General features: G+C 41.7%; 18 protein-coding genes. 2 read left to right on the forward strand and 16 right to left on the reverse strand.

What is annotated here, in order from left to right; all coding sequences use genetic code 11:
- Positions 1-7 precede the first annotated feature (7 nt).
- The 10 genes from ACFQWC_RS09870 to ACFQWC_RS09915 form a co-directional block, all read right to left on the reverse strand.
- Entirely contained in the window at positions 8-805 is a 798-nt protein-coding gene (locus ACFQWC_RS09870; protein ID WP_377107054.1) for a 2-keto-4-pentenoate hydratase, read from the reverse strand.
- 16 nt (positions 806-821) lie between these two features.
- Positions 822-2,297: an aldehyde dehydrogenase gene (locus ACFQWC_RS09875; protein WP_341357766.1), complete on the reverse strand. Its 1,476-nt coding sequence runs from the start codon at positions 2,295-2,297 to the stop codon at positions 822-824.
- 79 nt (positions 2,298-2,376) lie between these two features.
- On the reverse strand, positions 2,377-2,847 hold the full coding sequence (locus tag ACFQWC_RS09880) for a RidA family protein (RefSeq protein ID WP_341357765.1): 471 nt from the start codon (positions 2,845-2,847) through the stop codon (positions 2,377-2,379).
- A complete protein-coding gene (locus ACFQWC_RS09885; RefSeq protein WP_377107057.1) occupies positions 2,795-3,853 on the reverse strand; it encodes an amidohydrolase family protein in 1,059 nt (352 codons plus the stop codon). The genes ACFQWC_RS09880 and ACFQWC_RS09885 overlap by 53 nt, the downstream gene beginning before the upstream one ends.
- Positions 3,844-4,395 carry a 3-hydroxyanthranilate 3,4-dioxygenase gene (locus ACFQWC_RS09890; protein ID WP_377107059.1) on the reverse strand — a complete coding sequence of 184 codons (552 nt, stop codon included), beginning with the start codon at positions 4,393-4,395 and terminating at the stop codon, positions 3,844-3,846. The genes ACFQWC_RS09885 and ACFQWC_RS09890 overlap by 10 nt, the downstream gene beginning before the upstream one ends.
- Before the next feature lie 28 nt (positions 4,396-4,423).
- The gene (locus ACFQWC_RS09895; RefSeq protein ID WP_377107061.1) at positions 4,424-5,176 is read right to left on the reverse strand and encodes an IclR family transcriptional regulator; all 753 of its coding nucleotides are present in this window, start codon (positions 5,174-5,176) and stop codon (positions 4,424-4,426) included.
- A gap of 106 nt (positions 5,177-5,282) precedes the next feature.
- Positions 5,283-6,761: a 4-hydroxyphenylacetate 3-hydroxylase family protein gene (locus ACFQWC_RS09900; RefSeq protein ID WP_341357761.1), complete on the reverse strand. Its 1,479-nt coding sequence runs from the start codon at positions 6,759-6,761 to the stop codon at positions 5,283-5,285.
- A 20-nt stretch (positions 6,762-6,781) separates the two neighbouring features.
- Positions 6,782-7,264: a flavin reductase family protein gene (locus tag ACFQWC_RS09905; protein WP_341357760.1), complete on the reverse strand. Its 483-nt coding sequence runs from the start codon at positions 7,262-7,264 to the stop codon at positions 6,782-6,784.
- Positions 7,265-7,443: 179 nt separating this feature from the next.
- Complete coding sequence (lplA, locus tag ACFQWC_RS09910; protein WP_341357759.1) at positions 7,444-8,430, reverse strand: lipoate--protein ligase; 987 nt, start codon at positions 8,428-8,430, stop codon at positions 7,444-7,446.
- A gap of 11 nt (positions 8,431-8,441) precedes the next feature.
- Entirely contained in the window at positions 8,442-9,176 is a 735-nt protein-coding gene (locus ACFQWC_RS09915; protein ID WP_299740050.1) for an MBL fold metallo-hydrolase, read from the reverse strand.
- Positions 9,177-9,368: 192 nt separating this feature from the next.
- Here ACFQWC_RS09915 and yhfH point away from each other — a divergent pair, with 192 nt between their 5' ends.
- Complete coding sequence (gene yhfH, locus ACFQWC_RS09920) at positions 9,369-9,503, forward strand: protein YhfH (RefSeq protein ID WP_079533738.1); 135 nt, start codon at positions 9,369-9,371, stop codon at positions 9,501-9,503.
- A 62-nt stretch (positions 9,504-9,565) separates the two neighbouring features.
- On the opposite strand, the gene ACFQWC_RS09925 is transcribed toward yhfH, so the two are convergent.
- The 3 genes from ACFQWC_RS09925 to ACFQWC_RS09935 form a co-directional block, all read right to left on the reverse strand.
- The gene (locus ACFQWC_RS09925; protein WP_299740040.1) at positions 9,566-10,318 is read right to left on the reverse strand and encodes a FixH family protein; all 753 of its coding nucleotides are present in this window, start codon (positions 10,316-10,318) and stop codon (positions 9,566-9,568) included.
- A gap of 150 nt (positions 10,319-10,468) precedes the next feature.
- Positions 10,469-12,667, reverse strand: a complete 2,199-nt coding sequence (locus ACFQWC_RS09930; RefSeq protein ID WP_299740038.1) for a YhgE/Pip domain-containing protein — start codon at positions 12,665-12,667, stop codon at positions 10,469-10,471.
- Positions 12,668-12,788: 121 nt separating this feature from the next.
- Positions 12,789-13,364 carry a TetR/AcrR family transcriptional regulator gene (locus ACFQWC_RS09935; RefSeq protein WP_299740036.1) on the reverse strand — a complete coding sequence of 192 codons (576 nt, stop codon included), beginning with the start codon at positions 13,362-13,364 and terminating at the stop codon, positions 12,789-12,791.
- Positions 13,365-13,551: 187 nt separating this feature from the next.
- Here ACFQWC_RS09935 and ACFQWC_RS09940 point away from each other — a divergent pair, with 187 nt between their 5' ends.
- On the forward strand, positions 13,552-14,958 hold the full coding sequence (locus ACFQWC_RS09940) for a LysM peptidoglycan-binding domain-containing protein (protein ID WP_341357758.1): 1,407 nt from the start codon (positions 13,552-13,554) through the stop codon (positions 14,956-14,958).
- Between the two features lie 95 nt (positions 14,959-15,053).
- Here the strand turns inward: ACFQWC_RS09940 and hemY are convergent, their stop codons facing one another.
- The 3 genes from hemY to hemE all read right to left on the reverse strand — a co-directional run bounded on the left by hemY (position 15,054) and on the right by hemE (position 18,618).
- The gene (hemY, locus tag ACFQWC_RS09945; RefSeq protein WP_341357981.1) at positions 15,054-16,451 is read right to left on the reverse strand and encodes a protoporphyrinogen oxidase; all 1,398 of its coding nucleotides are present in this window, start codon (positions 16,449-16,451) and stop codon (positions 15,054-15,056) included.
- 115 nt (positions 16,452-16,566) lie between these two features.
- Positions 16,567-17,496, reverse strand: coding sequence for a ferrochelatase (gene hemH / locus ACFQWC_RS09950; protein WP_299740032.1), 930 nt, complete (start codon positions 17,494-17,496; stop codon positions 16,567-16,569).
- 90 nt (positions 17,497-17,586) lie between these two features.
- Positions 17,587-18,618, reverse strand: a complete 1,032-nt coding sequence (hemE, locus tag ACFQWC_RS09955) for a uroporphyrinogen decarboxylase (RefSeq protein WP_377107065.1) — start codon at positions 18,616-18,618, stop codon at positions 17,587-17,589.
- Positions 18,619-18,633: the final 15 nt, after the last annotated feature.

Consider the following 18,633-nt stretch of genomic DNA (forward strand, 5'->3'; position numbering starts at 1 on the left):
TTCCTCCTTACCTTTCAAACGTACATGAAACCTGTCCTAGACCATCAAACACGGCAGAGAACCCATCACCGGGGTGTGCGTATACAGCTGCTGATAAAGCTCCTGATAAGATCAACTCCCCAGGTTCCAGAGTCAAATTAAACTCATGCAGTTTATTGGCAAGCCACGCTACACAATATGCTGGATCTCCTAGTGCTGCTGAACCCTTCCCCGTATTCATCAGTTCACCATTACGATAGAAGTTCATCCCTACTTCTTTTAAATCGACGTCCTCTATTGATACTGGTCGATCCCCTAATACAAATAACCCTGATGAAGCATTATCGGCAATCGTGTCTTGTAATTTAATCTTCCAATCTGTAATTCTGCTATCAACAATTTCTAATGCGGGTAATACATAATCTGTAGCCTTCAATACATCTTCTACAGTTACGTTTGGACCTCGCAATTCTTCTTTAAGGACAAAGGCGATTTCCCCCTCCACTCTAGGTTGAAGAACTTGAGTCTTCAACACTGTTCCATTGTTCTCAATGGCCATTTCATCAAGAAGGTGTCCATAATCTGGTTCATCGACACCAAGTAGTTCCTGCATGGCGATGGACGTGAGACCAATTTTTTTGCCCACTATGGTCGCACCCGTTTCGACTTTCCTTGCGATCGTTTTCAGTTGGACGTGATAGGCTTCTTGAATGGTGATGGATGGTTTTAATTCTGTTAAAGGTTTACTCCCCTCTCTATTTCTCTCAGCTTCTATAAGTTGATTTGAAAAGTTCTTGATCTCTTCACTCATCATTTTCTCTAACATGATCAGCCCACCTTTCCTATAATTTAATCGTGATATTGGAAAGCTCACTATAAAATTCGAAACTATGCATGCCTCCCTCTCTGCCAATACCGCTTTGTTTCATTCCTCCAAATGGAGTGCGCAGATCTCGCAAATACCAGGTGTTCACCCAAATGATTCCTGCTTCTATTTGGTGAGCTACTCGATGGGCTCTTCTTAAATCATTTGTCCAAATCGTCGTTCCTAATCCATAATGAGTATCGTTTGCTTGTTCAATGACTTCATCTTCCGTTTCAAAAGGCAGTACCGTCACCACTGGCCCAAATATTTCTTCGCGTACACATGTTGCATCCTTATCAAGGCCAACAATGATTGTCGGCATGATAAAATACCCTTTGTCTTCTTCCTGGAGTCTACCTCCCCCGGCGAGGATGGTTCCGCCTTCATCTCTGGCTGATTGTATGTAGCCCAACACTCGATTATAGTGTTCTTTACTTATTACTGCGCCAACTTTAGTTTCATCATGGAATGGATCACCTACAGTGAGCTCTTTTGTTCTGGCAACGAACTTCTCTAAAAAGGATTCATACATCGAACTTTCAACATAAATTCTGGAACCACACAGACATACTTCCCCTTGATTCATAAAACTTGATTTAAGTGTCGTCTCGATCACTTCATCCAGGTCGGAGTCTGCAAAGATGATGTTAGGGTTTTTTCCACCAAGTTCATATGATAGTTTCTTTAAAGATGGGGCAGCGGCTTTCATGATTGCGGTTCCTGTCTTGGTTTCCCCTGTGAACGTAACAGCATCAACGTCAGGATGTTCGGTAATGGCAGCCCCTGCCGAGCCAGGTCCAAAACCATGAACAAGATTCACTACCCCGTCTGGTACTCCTGCATCTTTACATATTTCTGCCAGTACCGTAGCTGTCATGGGAGTCCACTCAGCAGGCTTCATAACTGCTGTATTTCCAGCTGCAAGACAAGGTGCCATCTTCCACGTAAGAAGTAATAATGGCAGATTCCAAGGATTGATCATCCCCACTACACCAACCGGCCGGCGAATGGAGTAATGAAGGGCTTGTTGATCTTGCTGATATGCCTCTGTTCCCATAGAGGTCAAGTAGTCGGCAAAGAAATGAAAGTTATAGGCAGCTCTAGGAATATCAATTTCAAGTGCCATTTGATATGGTTTTCCCGTATCCATTGATTCAAGTGCAGCTAATTCTTCTTTACGTTCAAGAATCAGGTCGCCAATACGTCTTAAAACGGCAGAACGTTTGCTTGAAGTGAAGGTTTTCCAAGGTCCCTTTAAAGCGGTTTTTGCCGCTTTTACAGCTTCATCTACTTCCTTCTTCCCACCTTCCGATACCCTTCCCATTATTTCCTCTGTAGCTGGATTCATATTTTCGAAGGTTTTCATATCAAATGAATCTCTATATTCACCATTAATGAAATGTCTGCAATCTATTGGTCTAACTTTCTGATTGGATTTTTCTTTTAAATGCACTGAAAGTCCCCCCCGCTACTATTCACACGTTATTGTTTTTGAAAAAAGGTGACAAACATGTCACCTTTTTTCATTTCATTTAAGTTAATGGGTCTTCAAATTCTACAATCATTTCTATTTCAATGGCTGTTCCTCCAGGTAATTGTGCCATCCCCACAGCTGACCTGGCGTGCTTGCCCTTTTCACCAAAAACCTCTACTAATAAATCAGACGCACCATTCATTACTTTTGGCTGTTCCGTAAAATTCTCTGTGCAATTGACAAATCCTAACATTTTCACGATCCTCTTAACTCTAGAAAGTTCTCCAAGTTCATCCTTCAACACGTTTAATAGATTCATCATGGATTGACGTGCAGCCAGATAACCTTCCTGTACATCAAAGTCAGTGCCAATCTTTCCACGATACTCATCGACTCCTTGACCAGAAGTGAAAATCAGGTTGCCAACACGAACTCTACTAACATAATTCCCCACAACAGGGCGTACAGGAGAAAGCTTAAGTCCCAGACTTTGAAGTTTCTCCTCTGGTGTCATTAGTTTTTGTTCCATAGTCAGATTTTAACTCCTTTATATTTAAGAATTTCAACGCATTTTCACCTAAGATCATTCGTCTTTGAACGTCTGTTAATTCGTTCATTCCATCTATTACTCTTCCTGGTGGAACCTCTCTTAATAAAAATGGATAATCGGACCCCATCATTACTTTCTCATGACCAAATCGATCAATTAGGTAGTTCACATTTAAAGAATCATAGTTTAAGGAGTCAAAATAGAAATTCTTCACATAATGACTAGGTGGATGCGTTGTTAATCGTAATTGCGGCCATACTTTCCACCCTTGATCCAATCTTGGTAAGATGTACGGGAATGACCCTCCACCATGGGCAAAACAAATTTTTAAATCAGGAAATCTCTCTATCACACCGCTCCAAACAAGACTGGCAGCGGCAAGAGCTGTCTCACTCGGCATTCCGATGGTATACATAAAGTTATGTCGTGGTGTTCGATCCTTAGCCATCGTCTCCCACGGATGAATAAATAAAGGTACATTCCATTTTTCGGCCATCTCAAAAAACTCCAGGAATTCAGGTGCATCTAAATTTTCACCATTTACATTTGTACCTATTTCAATTCCATATAAATTTAATTCATTAATGCAACGATCCATTTCAGCTACTGCTGTTGCTGCATCCTGCATGGGCACAGTCCCTAATCCTACAAAACGGGAAGGATACTCTTGAACGGTTTTTGAAATAAAGTCATTTTGAATCCGTGCCATTTCAAGTGCTGCATTCTTATTTGCCCAGTAAGAGAACGTGACGGGAATGGGAGATAGCACCTGAATGTCTACACCTTCTCTATCCATATCCTGAATTCTCTTTTTTGGACTCCACACTTGATCGGTCACTTCTCTAAATATCTTTCCTTCTACTAAAATATTAGCTCCACACGCACATGTTTGATGAAGAACCGGCCATTTCCCTCCGTATTTTTCAGCAAAATCCGGAAGGTCCTTCGGAATGATATGGGTATGAAAATCTACTCTCATTTCCATTCCTCAGCTTCAGGGGGCATTTTATACCCACAATTTTCACATATACGCAGATCTTCACTTGAATTAAAATGTTCTATCGCTTCTTTCACCTGAGTTTCTATATTTGTCAGTTGAACAGTCGCCCGGTGCATTTCATGGTCACATTTATCACAGAACCATACAAAGCTTTCAAGTTCTCCCTGATCCCTTTTTCTTTCTAAAACAATTCCATATGAATCTGCTACTCTATGAGGAGAGTGGGGTACATTTGCCGGCAGCATAAATATCTCACCTTCGCCTACAGTTACCACTTCACGTTTCCCTTCATCATTAATGCATTCTACGTATGCATTGCCTTTAATTTGATAGAAGAATTCATCAGATGGATCCACATGGAAATCACGACGTTTATTGGGACCTCCAAGTAGCATGGCAATAAATTCAGAGTCTTCCCAAAGCACTTTATTGTTCACAGGCGGCTTCAATAGATCTTTGTTATCTTCAATTGTTTTTAATAAATCCAGAACCCTTGTTTTTAAAAATGATTTTGATTGAGTCGTCATTTAATAACCTCCTGAATGATTTTAGTTGTTACAATACACTGCTTATATAGCCGATATCTTTTGAGATTTTTTCAGCTGTATTTACCACACTTCTAATCATTTCATTACGATTGCTGCCATTCATATATGAGATCGGTCCAACCATATTAAGCGCAGCGATCGTTTGACCCGTATATGATCGAATAGGTGCCGCTATACCATATAGCCCCAGTTCATTCTCATTATTGCTAATCGCAAAACCTTGGGCTTTTATTTGCTTTAATTCCTCTTTTAATTTTGAAATACAGGTAATTGTGTTAGGTGCACGTTGTAAAAGCCCCTTGGCAATCGTAGGTTTAATTAACGAAGGGTTATAAGCCAACAAAATCTTTCCCGTACTCGTACAATAAGCCGGTTTCGTTGCCCCGACATATGTGGGTACTGGAAGTGATGTTTTAGATTTCACCTTTAACACGAATCGAACTTCTCCTGTATCGAACATACCAATATGGACGGTACCGTGAAATTTTCGTATAAGACTCTCACAGAATGGTGTTGCCTCGCTATAAATATCCTGCTGATACATAACGTGATTGCTCCATTCTAATAGCTTCCAGCCTAATCGGTATTTTTTTCGGCTATCTTGAATCAGCATTCCCTCTTCACAGAGAGTACGCACTAAATGATGGACAGTACTTGGATTCATCCCTAGTCTTTCGGCAATTTCATTGTTGCCTAGTGCCGGTTCGTCATTGGTAAAGCAATTCAGAATTTTGGAAATCTTTTTCACAGAAGAAATCACTTATTATCCCCCTCATCCTACTATTGGCCAACAGCACCAATTTAAGAACTTTGACAAATCTTGTTGAATTACCTGCTTCCATCCAATTAAAATAAAGCGCTTACATTTATGGAGTCGGTTGTCCTTGAAGGTCTTTTGATCCCTTTAATGCCTCGTCAACCATTTCAAAAGAGTGATTCCGTTTAAATCCTGCATAGAAACGACCCAGTCTTCTTAGAGGATCTCCTGAATAATAACGTTCATATTGCAGTAACCTCTGTCCAAATGCTTCACCACATAAATCCCAAGCAAGTTTAAATAATCGAACCCGTTCTTCTGAAGTTACCCCTTCACGTCCTACATAATATTTCTGAGCATCTTCCCTAAGTTCAGGTTGTTCAAAATCAGCGAATGTTGGTGACATCAATAATCCACCAGCACCGACAGTTTGCATCACTTCAATGGCGCGAGGATATAGCTTAGGCAACATTCCGCGAATGGTCTCAAGAGGGGTACCGGCCGGTCTCACTTCACCGCTGGACGTCGTTTCAAATTCATATTCTGCCACTCTTAACAGGGCGCGCACTGCTTCAACAGACTGCATAAGCTCCCCTAATTGTGTTTGAACGTTTAAATATCCGTCCACACCAATGGAATCTGCCACCCTTGCTGCTACTTCAGAAGCAAATTGCAGTTTTACTAACCCTCTTACCCCTGATTGGTGAGCAGGCTGCTGGCCAATTCCAGTCTTTGGATATAAAAGATTAGCAGCTTCAATATTTTGATTGATAAAAATACGGTCACTTGGCACAAATACATCATTAAAGACAAGTAAGGCATCCATTTCTTCATATCTGGATGCGAGTGGATGGTCTAACACAGATCGTTTTCCATCTTGCATCGGCTCTCTACAAATAATTCGCAGCCCCGGTGTATCTATAGGCAAAGCAAAAGCAATGGCATGCTTTTCATCGCCTGGCTGAAACCCTGGGAATGAATAAATGATCACTTCATCAGTTATTGGAGCTAGTGTGGCTAACATCTTGGCTCCTCTTACGATAAAACCATCAGGTCTTTCTTCAACAACCCCTAGATGTGTAAACTCTTTTTCCTGCTCATGAGAAGCTTTACTGCGGTCATTTTGAGGATTAATAATGGCATGAGTCAAGAATAAGTCGTTGGTCCGAATATATTCGTAGTAGTTCACCATATTCTTTGCCCATTCCGGATTATATTGTTCTAGAAACCACTTATTGCTGGCCATTGCAGTAATCGTTACATTAAGAAAGTCGGGTGTTCTTCCCATAAGCCCAAAGGTTGCTTTAGCCCAAACTTCAAAAAGCTTGCTTCTTGCCTTTAAATCTTCATACGATTTTGGAACTTTAAATGCGTGAGAATATCGCTCACCTGTTTCTTCACATATGTAGGTGATTTCCTCTTTGATTTTTGGATCATTTTGAATATCGTAGAGATTTGCAATTTCATGGATTGGCTGGCGGAATACTTCTTCTTCATAAACGTTCTCTACTTTCTTTCCTCCTAGCCAGACCTCTGGTTGACGTGCTTTCAAACCTTCTATATACTGAGCCCCAGTACGAATTGTCATTTAAACATCCCCCTTTACTACTACTTTTTCACGTAGTTTTCGATTGAATTGGTTTCTAAAAACTTACCTTGGAAAAAGACTAAACTATTACCCTCTTCGTAATGGTAATTCTGAACTTCACCCACAAATAGAACATGATCCCCGCCTTCATATTCCTTCCAGGGATTGCATTCAATTGTAGCTAGTGAACCTTTAATAAGAGGACCACATTCGGTATCTTCCCATTCGATTTGCAATCCTTGTTGTTCTTTTCCGGCAAATTGCCATGCCACTGCTTCCTGACCGGCTGCCAATATATTAATAACAAAAGGCTTATCTTTCATTCTTTCGTAGGCTTTGGCTTTTTTATCAATAGATACCAACACTAATGGAGGATCCAAAGAAACAGACGTAAACGAATTTACCGTAATTCCATGATTCTGATTGTTATCACCTTTCCAAGTCACAACCGTTACTCCCGTGGCAAACTTACCAAAACAACTTCTTAAATCGCGAATATCCATTTTACATGCCACCTCCTCATTTCTTAATCTGACTCCATACTAAAGCTTTTTAAAAGATAAAACTTATGATAATTTCATAATGTGAAATACTAAAAGTATTTTTTGAAAAATCTGATACTTTTTGTAGTTTTTTTTTAAAACCAAAAAAACCCTCCTTTTAAAAGGAGAGTTATTAATTATTAGTACACCAAATCCACAAATTCATCCTTCGTCACATTCCCGAAATAGTGTTGAATATCAACACCTTCCAAAGCCCTGGCAATGTCTTTTCGTTCGTAGCGGGTGCCTGTTAGTTTTTCTTCGATGTCATCAACATTCCCGACTCCGAAGAAATCACCGAAAATTTTACAGTTATCAATTTTCCCTTTGTTCACTTCCAGACGGACGTCAATGGATCCGACCGGGAAGCGGTGGGAATGCTGGAGATTGAATTTCGGTGATTTACCGTAGTTCCAATCCCAGTTCTGATAGCGCTCTTTTGAAAGCTCATGGATCTTCTTCCAGTCTTCTTCCGTCAGGACATATTCTTCTACGTCGCTTCCGTCGAAAATATAATCCAGAAGGGTTGAACGAAATTGTTCGATGGTCATTTTTTCTGACAGGAATTCAGAAATGTTGGCCACACGGCTTCGAATCGATTTGATCCCTTTTGATTCAATCTTGTCCTTTTTCACCCGTAGAGCCGACACGACGTTTTCCATTTCGGAATCGAACAGCAGCGTTCCGTGGCTGAACATCCGGCCCTTAGTGGAGAACTGTGCGTTACCGGAGATCTTTCTGCCTTCTGCGATTATATCGTTACGTCCGCTAAGCTCCGCCTTTACCCCCAGCTTATGAAGGGCTGTTACAACAGGCTCGGTGAATTTTTTGAAGTTGTGGAAGCTCTCTCCGTCATCTTTCGTGATAAAGCTGAAGTTCAGATTCCCTAAGTCATGATAAACCGCTCCCCCGCCGGAAAGGCGGCGAACGACATGGAGACCCTGCTTCTCCACATAGTCTGTATTGATCTCTTCAATCGTATTTTGGTTCTTCCCGATGATGATGGAAGGTTCATTGATATAAAACAATAAGTAACTCTCATTAATATCTAAGTTCTTCAGTGCATATTCTTCTATTGCAAGATTGATCCTGGGATCTGTAATTCCTTTATTATCGATAAATAACATCTTTCTTCCTCCTAAATATCTATTTCCATATCTTTTTTCGCTAATAGTACCTCGCCGTCATACATGGTTTTCGCTTCCGTTACCAATTGGTCCAGTTCGCCGAAATGAGGTAAATGTGTCAGTATGAGCTTTCCGGCATTCGTTTTCTTAGCAAGATTCCCGGCGTCAAGACTCGTCATATGACCAGCGTTAGAGGCATCCATTTCTCCATAAAAATTACATTCACACAGAAGCACGTCAGCACCCTGCCCGAATGAAACGAATTCTTCTTTAAAGGCGGAATCTGCTGTATAGAACAAGGATTTCCCATCGGCTTCGATTCTCATTCCGTAGCACGGCACGGGATGCTTGGTTTTCACAAACCTCACCGTGAAAGGACCAATCGATAATGATGTATCCTCCTTATATTCATGGGCTTTCATTAAATCTTTATATGTAATCGTATCGTAACCCCGTTGGTCCTCCCTATGGGCAAATACAGGTAATGTTCCTTTATTTTTCCCCAGGAAGAATTGAATCAACAAAGCGTGTTGTAGTACACCTATATCTGCTACATGATCTGGATGATAGTGGGACAGAAGGACCGCATCTAAATCGGTAGCCTCTACGTGATGTTGCAGATGGGATAGTACACCACTGCCACAGTCAATAAGCAGTTTAAAGTCTTTATGCTGGAGTAAATACCCGGTGCTCGCTTCTCCTGCCTTCGGATAGCCGCCCCATTGTCCAATAACGGTTAGCTTCAAATTTGAACATCCTTTCACTTTAGTATGTACCCCTACTATACTTCATTGTGCCTATTTTTTCATTTTTTTCGCCTATTTTTGAATTAATCGTTGACGAAATACATACTGTTATAATACAATAAAATAAATTAACACATCAGTTATATAACACAAACAATTGATGGGTGAAAAAATTTACGGAGGGTGATTAACATGGTAAAAAATATTGTGGAGTTCTTTCGAAATTTGCCGCCTAAGTCTTGTGCACAATGTGGAGATACAATTGAGGAGCAGCATGAATGCTACGGCATTTATTGCGAAAAATGTACGACTGACTACGAGTATTAATATTGAAGAATAAGGGGTAATAAAAAGGATGCTCTTCAAAGTGAAGAGCATCCTTTTTATGTTTATTGTACTTCCACAGTTTGCATTGTGTGTTCGTGAATTTCCTCACCTTTGGTCACGTGAACCTGTACATTATACGTCCCCGTTTCCGGGAAAGCATACGAACCATTATACTTACCAGCTTCACCCTCTGTTAAATCCACCCATTCGTGTTTTTCCTGACCCTCTTTGTAAATTTCCAGACGCACTTCTGCTTTTTCAAGTGCTGCTTCTTCATTTTCTACATGTACGTTCATTTCCGCTTCTTGATTCATTGTAATCGTATCAGGTTTGTTTAAGTGGATGGATACATTACTTTCGTGATGGCCATGGTGACCGTCTTCGCTTTCCACTCCATGTTCCCCTGCCTCCACTTCACCAATCGCAATTTCAGCTTTCGGCATGGTGTGCATATCACGGGCTGTTACATGGACCTGCACAGTATACATGCCGTCTTCTTCGAATGTTTTTTCTGCTTTGTATACACCATCTTTATCATGTTTTGCTTCGATCATTTCACTTTCTTCTTTATGGTCATTTTTCCAAATCTCATATTTGACTTCACCGGCGTCCTCTACATTGTCCTCACCTTGAGTGACTTTAGTGGAAAGAGAAATGGTTTCTCCCTTTTCTCCCTTTTCAGGCACGTCTAACTTTGCATCAATCGCTTCCAATTTCTTATCTTCTTTTTCTCCGTTATCCTCATTTGAATTACCGCAGGCAGCAATAAACAACGCCAGAAAGGCTACCAGAACAAACAAGCTTACCTTCTTCATCCCAAACTCTCCTTTAAACAATCTTCTTTTTTAAGTGTCTCACCATTATGTACTTCTCACCAATAAGTATACACTCTTATGGTTACGGATGGTTTGTCCATTTTATGAAGAAAAAACGGGAGATTTGTGTGGCATCTCCCGTTTTTTCCCTTATGCTTCTACTGTTTTCGTATATTGTTTCTTGAATAGTCCTACAAAGAATACTGATGTCATTGCGACAAACACAATGAAGTAACCCAGCAGGATAAAGAGGTTCTGCCACATGAAGGCAAAGTCTCCGCTTGAGATGACCGCTTTGAATGCTGACACTGAATATGTCATCGGTAACAATGCACTGATTGGCTGCAGAGCAGTCGGAATTAATTCCAGTGGGAATGTACCTGCACTCGTCGTTAGTTGCAGAATCAAGATGATGATCGCTACAAATCGTCCCGGATCACCAAGGATCGTCACCAGCATCTGAATCAATGCCAAGAATGTAAGGCTTGTAATAATAGTAGAAAGTAAGAATAATGGTACACTTTCCACTTCAAGACCCAATCCCAGGAGTAAAATGGCTGCTGCAATCAGTGATTGGATGATCCCGACTGAAGTAAGGACAGCGAATTTACCAAAGAACCAACTCATTCCGCTTGATGGGCGATCAGACGGTTCTCTCAGTGGATATACTATGGAGATTAATAAAGCCCCTACGAATAGTCCAAGAGATAAGAAATATGGTGCAAACCCTGTTCCGTAGTTTGGAACATGATTGATTTTCTCATTTTTCACATCGACTGGACCAGCCATCATATCATACGTATCGCCATCCGCTTTGACACTGTTTGCTTCATTTGCTGCATCTTTTAATTTTGTTTCATATTCTGTTGTTCCATCAGATAGTTTCGTTGAACCCTCTGCTAATTCCGTTGAACCATCGGCAAGTTTCTTAGAACCATCAGTTAATTGAGTGGAACCATTGTATACTTTATTTAGACCTGAACTTAGTTCGCTTGCTCCTGAAGCAACGCTTACTGTTCCTTGATATACTTCACCGAGCTTATCATTTAATAAGGCAAAGTTTTTCACAACTTCCCCCTGACCTGCTTGAAGCTGGTTGGATCCTTCATCCAGTTGGGCAGATCCGTCTACTAATTGGCCGACTCCGGCATGAAGCTCCATTTGGCCCAGATTCAGTTTCTCAATAGCGCCAGTAAGGTCATCGGCCCCGTTTTTAAGGTCCCCTGCTCCCTTACTTAATGCACCTGTACCTGTTTGAAGACCGGTCGCCCCCTGCTTGATCTGATCGATGGCAGCCTGTAATTCTGCCTGTTTATCTTCCGGAAGGCTGCCCATAAATGGTGCCAGTTGTTCTTCAAGCTTTGTAGCCCCTGCTCCAATTGCTTGAGCGCCTGCTTTCGCATTATCCGCTCCACCCTGGAGAGCACCGATTTTTTCTGCAAGGTTTTGAGATCCGGCGTGCAGTTTTGCTGTATTGTCCACTGCGCTATTTAGACCTGCATCCACCTGCTCCAATCCAGCCTTGCTTTTATCGATTCCGGCTGCAAGGGCATCAATACCTGACTGGACATCCTGTGTTCCTTTATATAGTTGTTGGGATTTATCCGTCATGACTCCGACTCCGTCAGATAGTTCCTGAGAACCTTTTGCCAGTTTCTCAGCACCTGCCCTCGTTTTCGCCACACCGTCATTCATCTCAACATTCTTTTCTGCTAAGACGGCTAAATTATCCTTTAACTTATTGGCACCCTGAGATAAATCGATGGCACCATTATTGATTTCGCCAGCTTTGTCACTGGCCGTCTGGTAGCCGTCTCCCATTTCTTTGATTTTATCAAACATCGTCTCAGCATATGTTTCAGAGACAGACTTCGAAAGACTTGCCTTGATCTCTTTCATCGCTGTGTCACCAATTTGGGCTGACAGGAAGTTAAAGCTCTCGTTCGGAACATATTTCAGAGAAAGCTTTTTAGGGTTATCTTCTAGTAACGTTGTTCCGTTTTCAGAGAAATCCTCCGGAATCTCAACAAGCATGTAATAATCCTGCTTCTCTAAATTTTTGTATCCTTCATCCTTATCGACAAAGTGAAAGTCGAATTGCTCACTATCCTTCAGTTTATCAACCAGTTCATCCCCGATATGCAATTCCTTTCCGTCAAACTCTGCTCCCTGGTCGCTATTTACAACCGCAACCGGTAAGTCAGTAAGCTGTTCATATGGATCCCAAAACGCCCATAGAAACATGCCACTGTATAGAACAGGAATAAAGAGCACTGCTAGTATTGGAATGAGCAACTTTTTATTACGAAAAATCGCTTTGAATTCTGAACCAATAAATGAATTTTTCATATTTATCCTCCTATTATTTTTCTGGAATTGAATTAATGACCAATTATCCCAACTGGTCATTTTGGTGTAAAAATAAATGACTATTTCATTCATTTAGTCATTTACTGCCAAAAATGAAGGACTATCGATTCGATAACCCTTTAATTAAATATAGTTCAAAGAGATTGGCAATTTCATCTTTATCAAGTGGACCATGTGCACGTTCCCAATCAAAAATAAGTGAAACGTACATCTTTAACATTACAAAGGCGGTCATTTCAGGATTACATGGCTTAATCGCTTCTGAGGCAATCGCTTTTTCAATTCGTTGACTCAAGAATTCAATGACCGCTTTCTCCATGCGATCAATGACTTCTGATACAGCAGGAGTTCCCATTTCCCGGGCTTCTTGATAAAGCTTGATGGTCAGCTTATGCTCTTTCCTGAATTCAAGCATGCGGAACAATGCACGATGAACATTTTCTGAAAAGGTGTCCTGCGGATCAATCACTTCTTCCGCTTCCCGTTTCATTTCAATGATTAGCGATGATACAATTTCATCAAACAGTTCTTCCTTATTTTTGAAAAACGTATAAATCGTTCCTTTTCCCACATTCGCTAATTTTGCCACTTGATCCATTGTGGTGGCTTTATACCCAAACAATGAAAACGAATTTGTCGCAGCCTCCAAAACCTGTTTCTTTCGGTCGATCGCCATGAATACACCCCTCAATATGACCTTTTGACCAATTTTGTAATTTAGTCACTTTATTAACATTAATTAATTTATCATATCCCTTGCCAATACACAAGTGATTTTTTTCTTTTCGTATACCATTCATCCTTCATATAGAATAAGCCCTTCTGAATAGGCTATAAAGATAAGGTTTGTTTGGAGGTGTCTTATGAATATTTATGTTGTTAAGAGCGGGGATTCTCTTTGGTCGATTGCACAGAGATATGGTGTCGAAGTCAATCAAATTTCTTACGGAAATCAATTAAAAAACCCCAATATTCTCGTGATTGGACAAAGTCTTCTCATTCCGGAACCTTTAAAAGAATATATCGTGCAACCAGGAGACACTTTGTATAGCATTAGCCAAAAGTACAATATAAGTTTAAAAGAATTGATCGATTTCAATCAAATTTCAGATCCTTCAATGCTATTCGTTGGTCAATTGATTGTTATGCCTTCCTTTATCCATACAGTAAAATCGGGTGAGACACTTTATGTCATTTCTTATAATTATAAGGTTCCTCTTCAGGACATTTTGAAGGCAAATTCTATCTCGAATCCTTCTCTCATTTATCCAAACCAGCAAATCAGGATTCCAAACACGAAACTCACGACGGAAGTAAATGCCTATATTACCCGGACAGACAGTGAAGGGGTAGCGGAAGTGAACGGTTTGGGCAGCTATTTCACCTACCTGACTCCCTTTACGTACTCTATTACAAAAGACGGTTCGGTCACTGAGTTAAATGATAGTGCTCTTATTTCAGCCTCATATAACCAAAACGTCGACCCTTTACTGGTTCTCACAAATTTCACAGGTGGAAAATTCGACTCTGATCTTGTTGCCACCATTCTAAGAAGTGAAACTCTGCAAAACACCTTAATCTCTTCCATCTTAAAGAAGATGGAGTCGAAGGGCTATAAAGGTGTAAATTTTGATTTCGAATATGTATATCCCGAGGACCGGGAAAATTATAATACTTTCTTAAGAAGAACCGTTGCAGCACTAAAACCTAAAGGATACTCTGTGTCGACGGCCCTTGCACCTAAAATTAAAGCTGATCAAAAAGGACTTTTATATGAAGCCCATGACTATAAAGCACACGGAGAAATTGTCGACTTTGTAGTACTCATGACATACGAATGGGGATGGGCAGGCGGCAAACCCTGGGCGATTGCCCCGATCAATGAAGTGAAGAAAGTGCTTGATTACGCCGTCACCGTCATCCCGAGAAACAAAATCATGATGGGGGCCCCCCTCTACGGACGCGACTGGAAAGTTCCATGGGTCGACGGAACCATCGCGAAAACCGTCTCCCCTCAAGGAGCACTTGATCTCGCGAGCAAATACGGCGTGAGGATTCAATACAATGACGTATATCAATCCCCCTATTTTACCTATTGGGACGAAACCGGTCAAAAGCATGAAGTTTGGTTTGAAGACGCCAGAAGCATGCTGGCCAAACAGAAAACGGTGGATGAATATAGACTGCGAGGCTTAAGCTACTGGGTACTCGGTTCTGCCTTCCCCCAGAATTGGATGTTGCAGCATTCCAGGTATCGGGTCGTGAAATGAGTGATGCACCTCCTGTTGTAAGCAGGAGGTTTTTTGTAGTTTCCGCTTAAAGGAAATTCGACAAAAAGACCGCCATCCAGGCGGCCTCCATGAACCTATTCCAAAAATTCCAATACCTTCAATACAGTCTTTTCCCCCTGCTCGATACAGTCCGGGATACTTACTCCTTCATATGAGCTCCCTGCTATAAAAAGTCCAGGCAGACTTGCTTCAGCCTGTTTATACATGTCCCGGATACGTTCCCTGTGGCCTACTGTATATTGAGGCATGGAGTTCTTATAACGGGACACGATTGTAAACTCAGGTTCACCCTCTATATCCATGACCTTGCTCAGATCTTCAAGGACAATCTGCTCAATTTCATCATCGGATAAATCGACGATGGTTTCGTCACCGGATTTACCCAGGTAACATCGCAATAGTGCCTTTCCTTCCGGTGCAGTGTGTGGCCATTTTTTATGAGTCCAGGTTCCCGCCGTCAAGGAATAGTCACTGTTTCTTGATACAAGGAATTCCGTGCCGGCGATGTCTTTTTTTATGGCATCTCGTGCAAACCCCATTGCTACGGTTGCCACGGATGTAGCCGGCATTTCTTTTAAAAAGGTTAAGAAAGGATACGTGGGAAACATGGATTGTACTACATGGTGAGGTGTGGTGACGATTACGCTGTCGGCTTCCAACTGCTCACCGTTTGTGAAGGTAATCGTGTAAACATTGGTGTCTTCTTTTTCTATGCTGGTTACTTTCATGCTTTTGTATACCGTGTTCGGATCCAGTCCCGCCTCCATGGCGTCGATCAAGGATTGAAGCCCTCCTGTGAATGTAAGGAAGTTTCCTTTTTCATCCGTGTTGGCAGAGTGGCCACTCTTTTTGATACCTGCAATTAAACTACGATGTTTTTGTTCCAATTCATAAAGTTGCGGGAAAGTTGACATTAAGCTTAATTGATCGATATCTCCGGCAAAAATTCCCGTTAAGAGTGGTTCAATCAAATGGTCAACGACTTCATCCCCCATTCTTCTTCTAAAGAATTTCCCCAGTGACTGATCTTCTGTTTTCTGTGAGCGGGGAAGCACGAAATCGGCGGCAGCCCTCATCTTCCCTGTCAATGAAAACAAACTGGTCGTAATAAATGGGGCGATCTGGGTTGGAATACCTACGATGGACCCACCTGGTATAGGGTACAGCTCACCTCCCGCTATCACAAAGGACGTGCCTTTACGGTTATGGATGAGTGTATCCTCGATTCCCAGTCGTTCCGCTAAGCGGGAGACTTCTGGTTTGCTGGCTAAACATGAATCCGGTCCCTTTTCGATCACATAACCGTCCCTTTTCAAGGTATGTACTTTTCCACCGAGTCGATGGGTTGCTTCCAAAAGCTTCACTTCGATGGGAAGGTTTTTATCTTTTATTTCCTGTTGCAGGTAGTACGCAGTCGTTAATCCGGTGATCCCTCCACCTATGATAACGACTCTTTTATTTTGTTGTTCCAACACGTTCATCGCCTTCTTTAACAATAGATCTTATTGAACAATAGAGAAGGACTAAAGCGGTGAGAGTGAACTCATATGCTTCAGTCCTTCCTTTGGTTCAGCCAAAAACGAGAAATTATTTAAGGTGTTTTAACACGACATCTGCCATTGCATCGATGAATTCAGGTTTGGCATTCGGCATTTCCGGACGATAGTACGAAGCTCCAATATCATCTGTTACCACTTTACATTCATAATCGTTGTCAAATAGAACTTCAAGATGATCGGATACGAAGCCTACAGGCGTATAGACGAATGTCTTGTATCCATTTTCTTTATAAAGATCACGGGTTAAATCCTGAACGTCAGGACCTAACCATGGATCAGGAGTGTTTCCTTCACTTTGCCAGCCTACTGCATATTCCTTCACGCCTGCTCCCTCAGCAATCATCTTCGCTGTTTCCTCTAATTGCATTGGATACGGATCGCCTGATTGCAGGATGCGTTCGGGAAGGCTGTGAGCAGATACGATCAGGACAGCATTGCTACGCTCTTCTTCAGACATGCTTGCATAGGTTTCTTTCACTCTATCCACCCAATACTGAATGAATTTAGGTTCATCATACCAGCTTTCAACCGATGTAATGTGAGGCCCGCCCAGCTTTTCTGCCGTTTCCTTCGCGCGTCCATTGTAGGATTTAACACTGAACGTTGAAAAATGAGGGGCAAGTACAATCGAAACGGCTTCTTGAATGCCGTCTTTATGCATCTGTTCAACAGCGTCTTCCACGAAAGGTTCGATATGTTTCAGACCAAGATACATTTTAAACTCAATGTCATCCTGAATGCTGTTTAAATGTTCTTCAAGACTCTTCGCTTGATCCAGGGTGATTTTTGCCAGTGGAGAAATCCCACCAATGGCTTCATAGCGTCCACGGAGGTCTTCCAGCAGTTCAGCAGAGGGAGCTCTTCCATGTCGGATGTGAGTATAGTAACGTTCCAAATCTTCTTCTTTATATGGAGTTCCATAGGCCATCACCAATAGACCCATTTTCTTCTTTGTCATACCATTTCACCTCGTTATCAGTATCATACATTCCATTATTGTGCCATGTTTCTTCATATGAATCCATGGTTACACACGTATGAATGTGCTCTACCTGGCACTGTATTCATGTACGAAAGCTGCCAGACGCTTTAATGTGTCCGGATTAACTTGCGGGAATACCCCGTGTCCTAAGTTAAAGATGTGAGAAGGAAGCTCCATTCCCTGATCAAGGATCTCTTTGGCTCTTTCTTCGATCACTTCCCAGGGGGCTAACAGAATCGCAGGATCCAGATTTCCCATTACCGTTTTGGAAATGCCTCTTTCCCTTGCTTCTTTAATCGGCAGGCGCCAGTCTAAACCAACTACATCAAGAGGAAGGTCATGCCATTCATTCGCCAAGTGACTTGCACCAACACCGAACATAATCAATGGTACGTTCTCTTCCTTCAATTCTGTAAAGATCTTCTCCATGACCGGCTTAATGAATGTACGATAATCTTGTATATTCAATGCCCCGACCCATGAGTCGAAAATTTGGAAAGCAGACGCCCCTGCTTTGATTTGAGCTTTCGCATACGTCACTGTCATAGCTGCCAGTTTATCCATTAAAGCAAACCAGGCTTGTGGCTCTGCATACATGAACGCTTTTGTTTTATTATAGTTTTTCGACGGACCGCCTTCAATCATGTAGCTTGCCATTGTAAAAGGTGCACCGGCAAAACCGATCAACGGCACGGACAGTTGCTCAACAGTCAATAATTTAATGGTATCTAATACGTAAGGAACATCATTTTCAGGGTCGATTTCTCCCAGCTTCTCAACATCCGCTGTCGTACGAATCGGATTATCGATCACGGGCCCGATTCCTGATTTGATTTCTACATCCACTCCTATAGACGGAAGTGGTGACATAATGTCTTTATAAAGGATCGCTGCATCTACATCATATTGTTCCACCGGCAGCCTTGTCACATATGCGCAAAGCTCAGGTTGGTGTGTAATTTCAAACAGAGAATACTTCTCTTTGATTTTGCGGTATTCAGGTTGTGAACGCCCAGCTTGTCTCATATACCAAACCGGAGTATAGTCCGTCTTCTCTCCCCTTGCTGCTCGTAAAAATGTATCATTCATTTGTTTCATACCTTTGTTCGTCCA

Source organism: Rossellomorea sp. GCM10028870, assembly GCF_042666755.1.
Lineage (GTDB): Bacteria > Bacillota > Bacilli > Bacillales > Bacillaceae_B > Rossellomorea.

Bases quoted from the DNA above. Each gene is read 5' to 3' on its own strand.
- ACFQWC_RS09870 (WP_377107054.1), bottom strand. From the start codon at position 805: ATGTTAGAGAAAATGATGAGTGAAGAGATCAAGAACTTTTCAAATCAA.
- ACFQWC_RS09880 (WP_341357765.1), bottom strand. From the start codon at position 2,847: ATGGAACAAAAACTAATGACACCAGAGGAGAAACTTCAAAGTCTGGGA.
- ACFQWC_RS09885 (WP_377107057.1), bottom strand. From the start codon at position 3,853: ATGGAAATGAGAGTAGATTTTCATACCCATATCATTCCGAAGGACCTT.
- ACFQWC_RS09890 (WP_377107059.1), bottom strand. From the start codon at position 4,395: ATGACGACTCAATCAAAATCATTTTTAAAAACAAGGGTTCTGGATTTA.
- ACFQWC_RS09900 (WP_341357761.1), bottom strand. From the start codon at position 6,761: ATGACAATTCGTACTGGGGCTCAGTATATAGAAGGTTTGAAAGCACGT.
- ACFQWC_RS09905 (WP_341357760.1), bottom strand. From the start codon at position 7,264: ATGGATATTCGCGATTTAAGAAGTTGTTTTGGTAAGTTTGCCACGGGA.
- lplA (WP_341357759.1), bottom strand. From the start codon at position 8,430: ATGTTATTTATCGATAATAAAGGAATTACAGATCCCAGGATCAATCTT.
- yhfH (WP_079533738.1), top strand. From the start codon at position 9,369: ATGGTAAAAAATATTGTGGAGTTCTTTCGAAATTTGCCGCCTAAGTCT.
- ACFQWC_RS09925 (WP_299740040.1), bottom strand. From the start codon at position 10,318: ATGAAGAAGGTAAGCTTGTTTGTTCTGGTAGCCTTTCTGGCGTTGTTT.
- ACFQWC_RS09930 (WP_299740038.1), bottom strand. From the start codon at position 12,667: ATGAAAAATTCATTTATTGGTTCAGAATTCAAAGCGATTTTTCGTAAT.
- ACFQWC_RS09935 (WP_299740036.1), bottom strand. From the start codon at position 13,364: ATGGCGATCGACCGAAAGAAACAGGTTTTGGAGGCTGCGACAAATTCG.
- ACFQWC_RS09940 (WP_341357758.1), top strand. From the start codon at position 13,552: ATGAATATTTATGTTGTTAAGAGCGGGGATTCTCTTTGGTCGATTGCA.
- hemH (WP_299740032.1), bottom strand. From the start codon at position 17,496: ATGACAAAGAAGAAAATGGGTCTATTGGTGATGGCCTATGGAACTCCA.
- hemE (WP_377107065.1), bottom strand. From the start codon at position 18,618: ATGAAACAAATGAATGATACATTTTTACGAGCAGCAAGGGGAGAGAAG.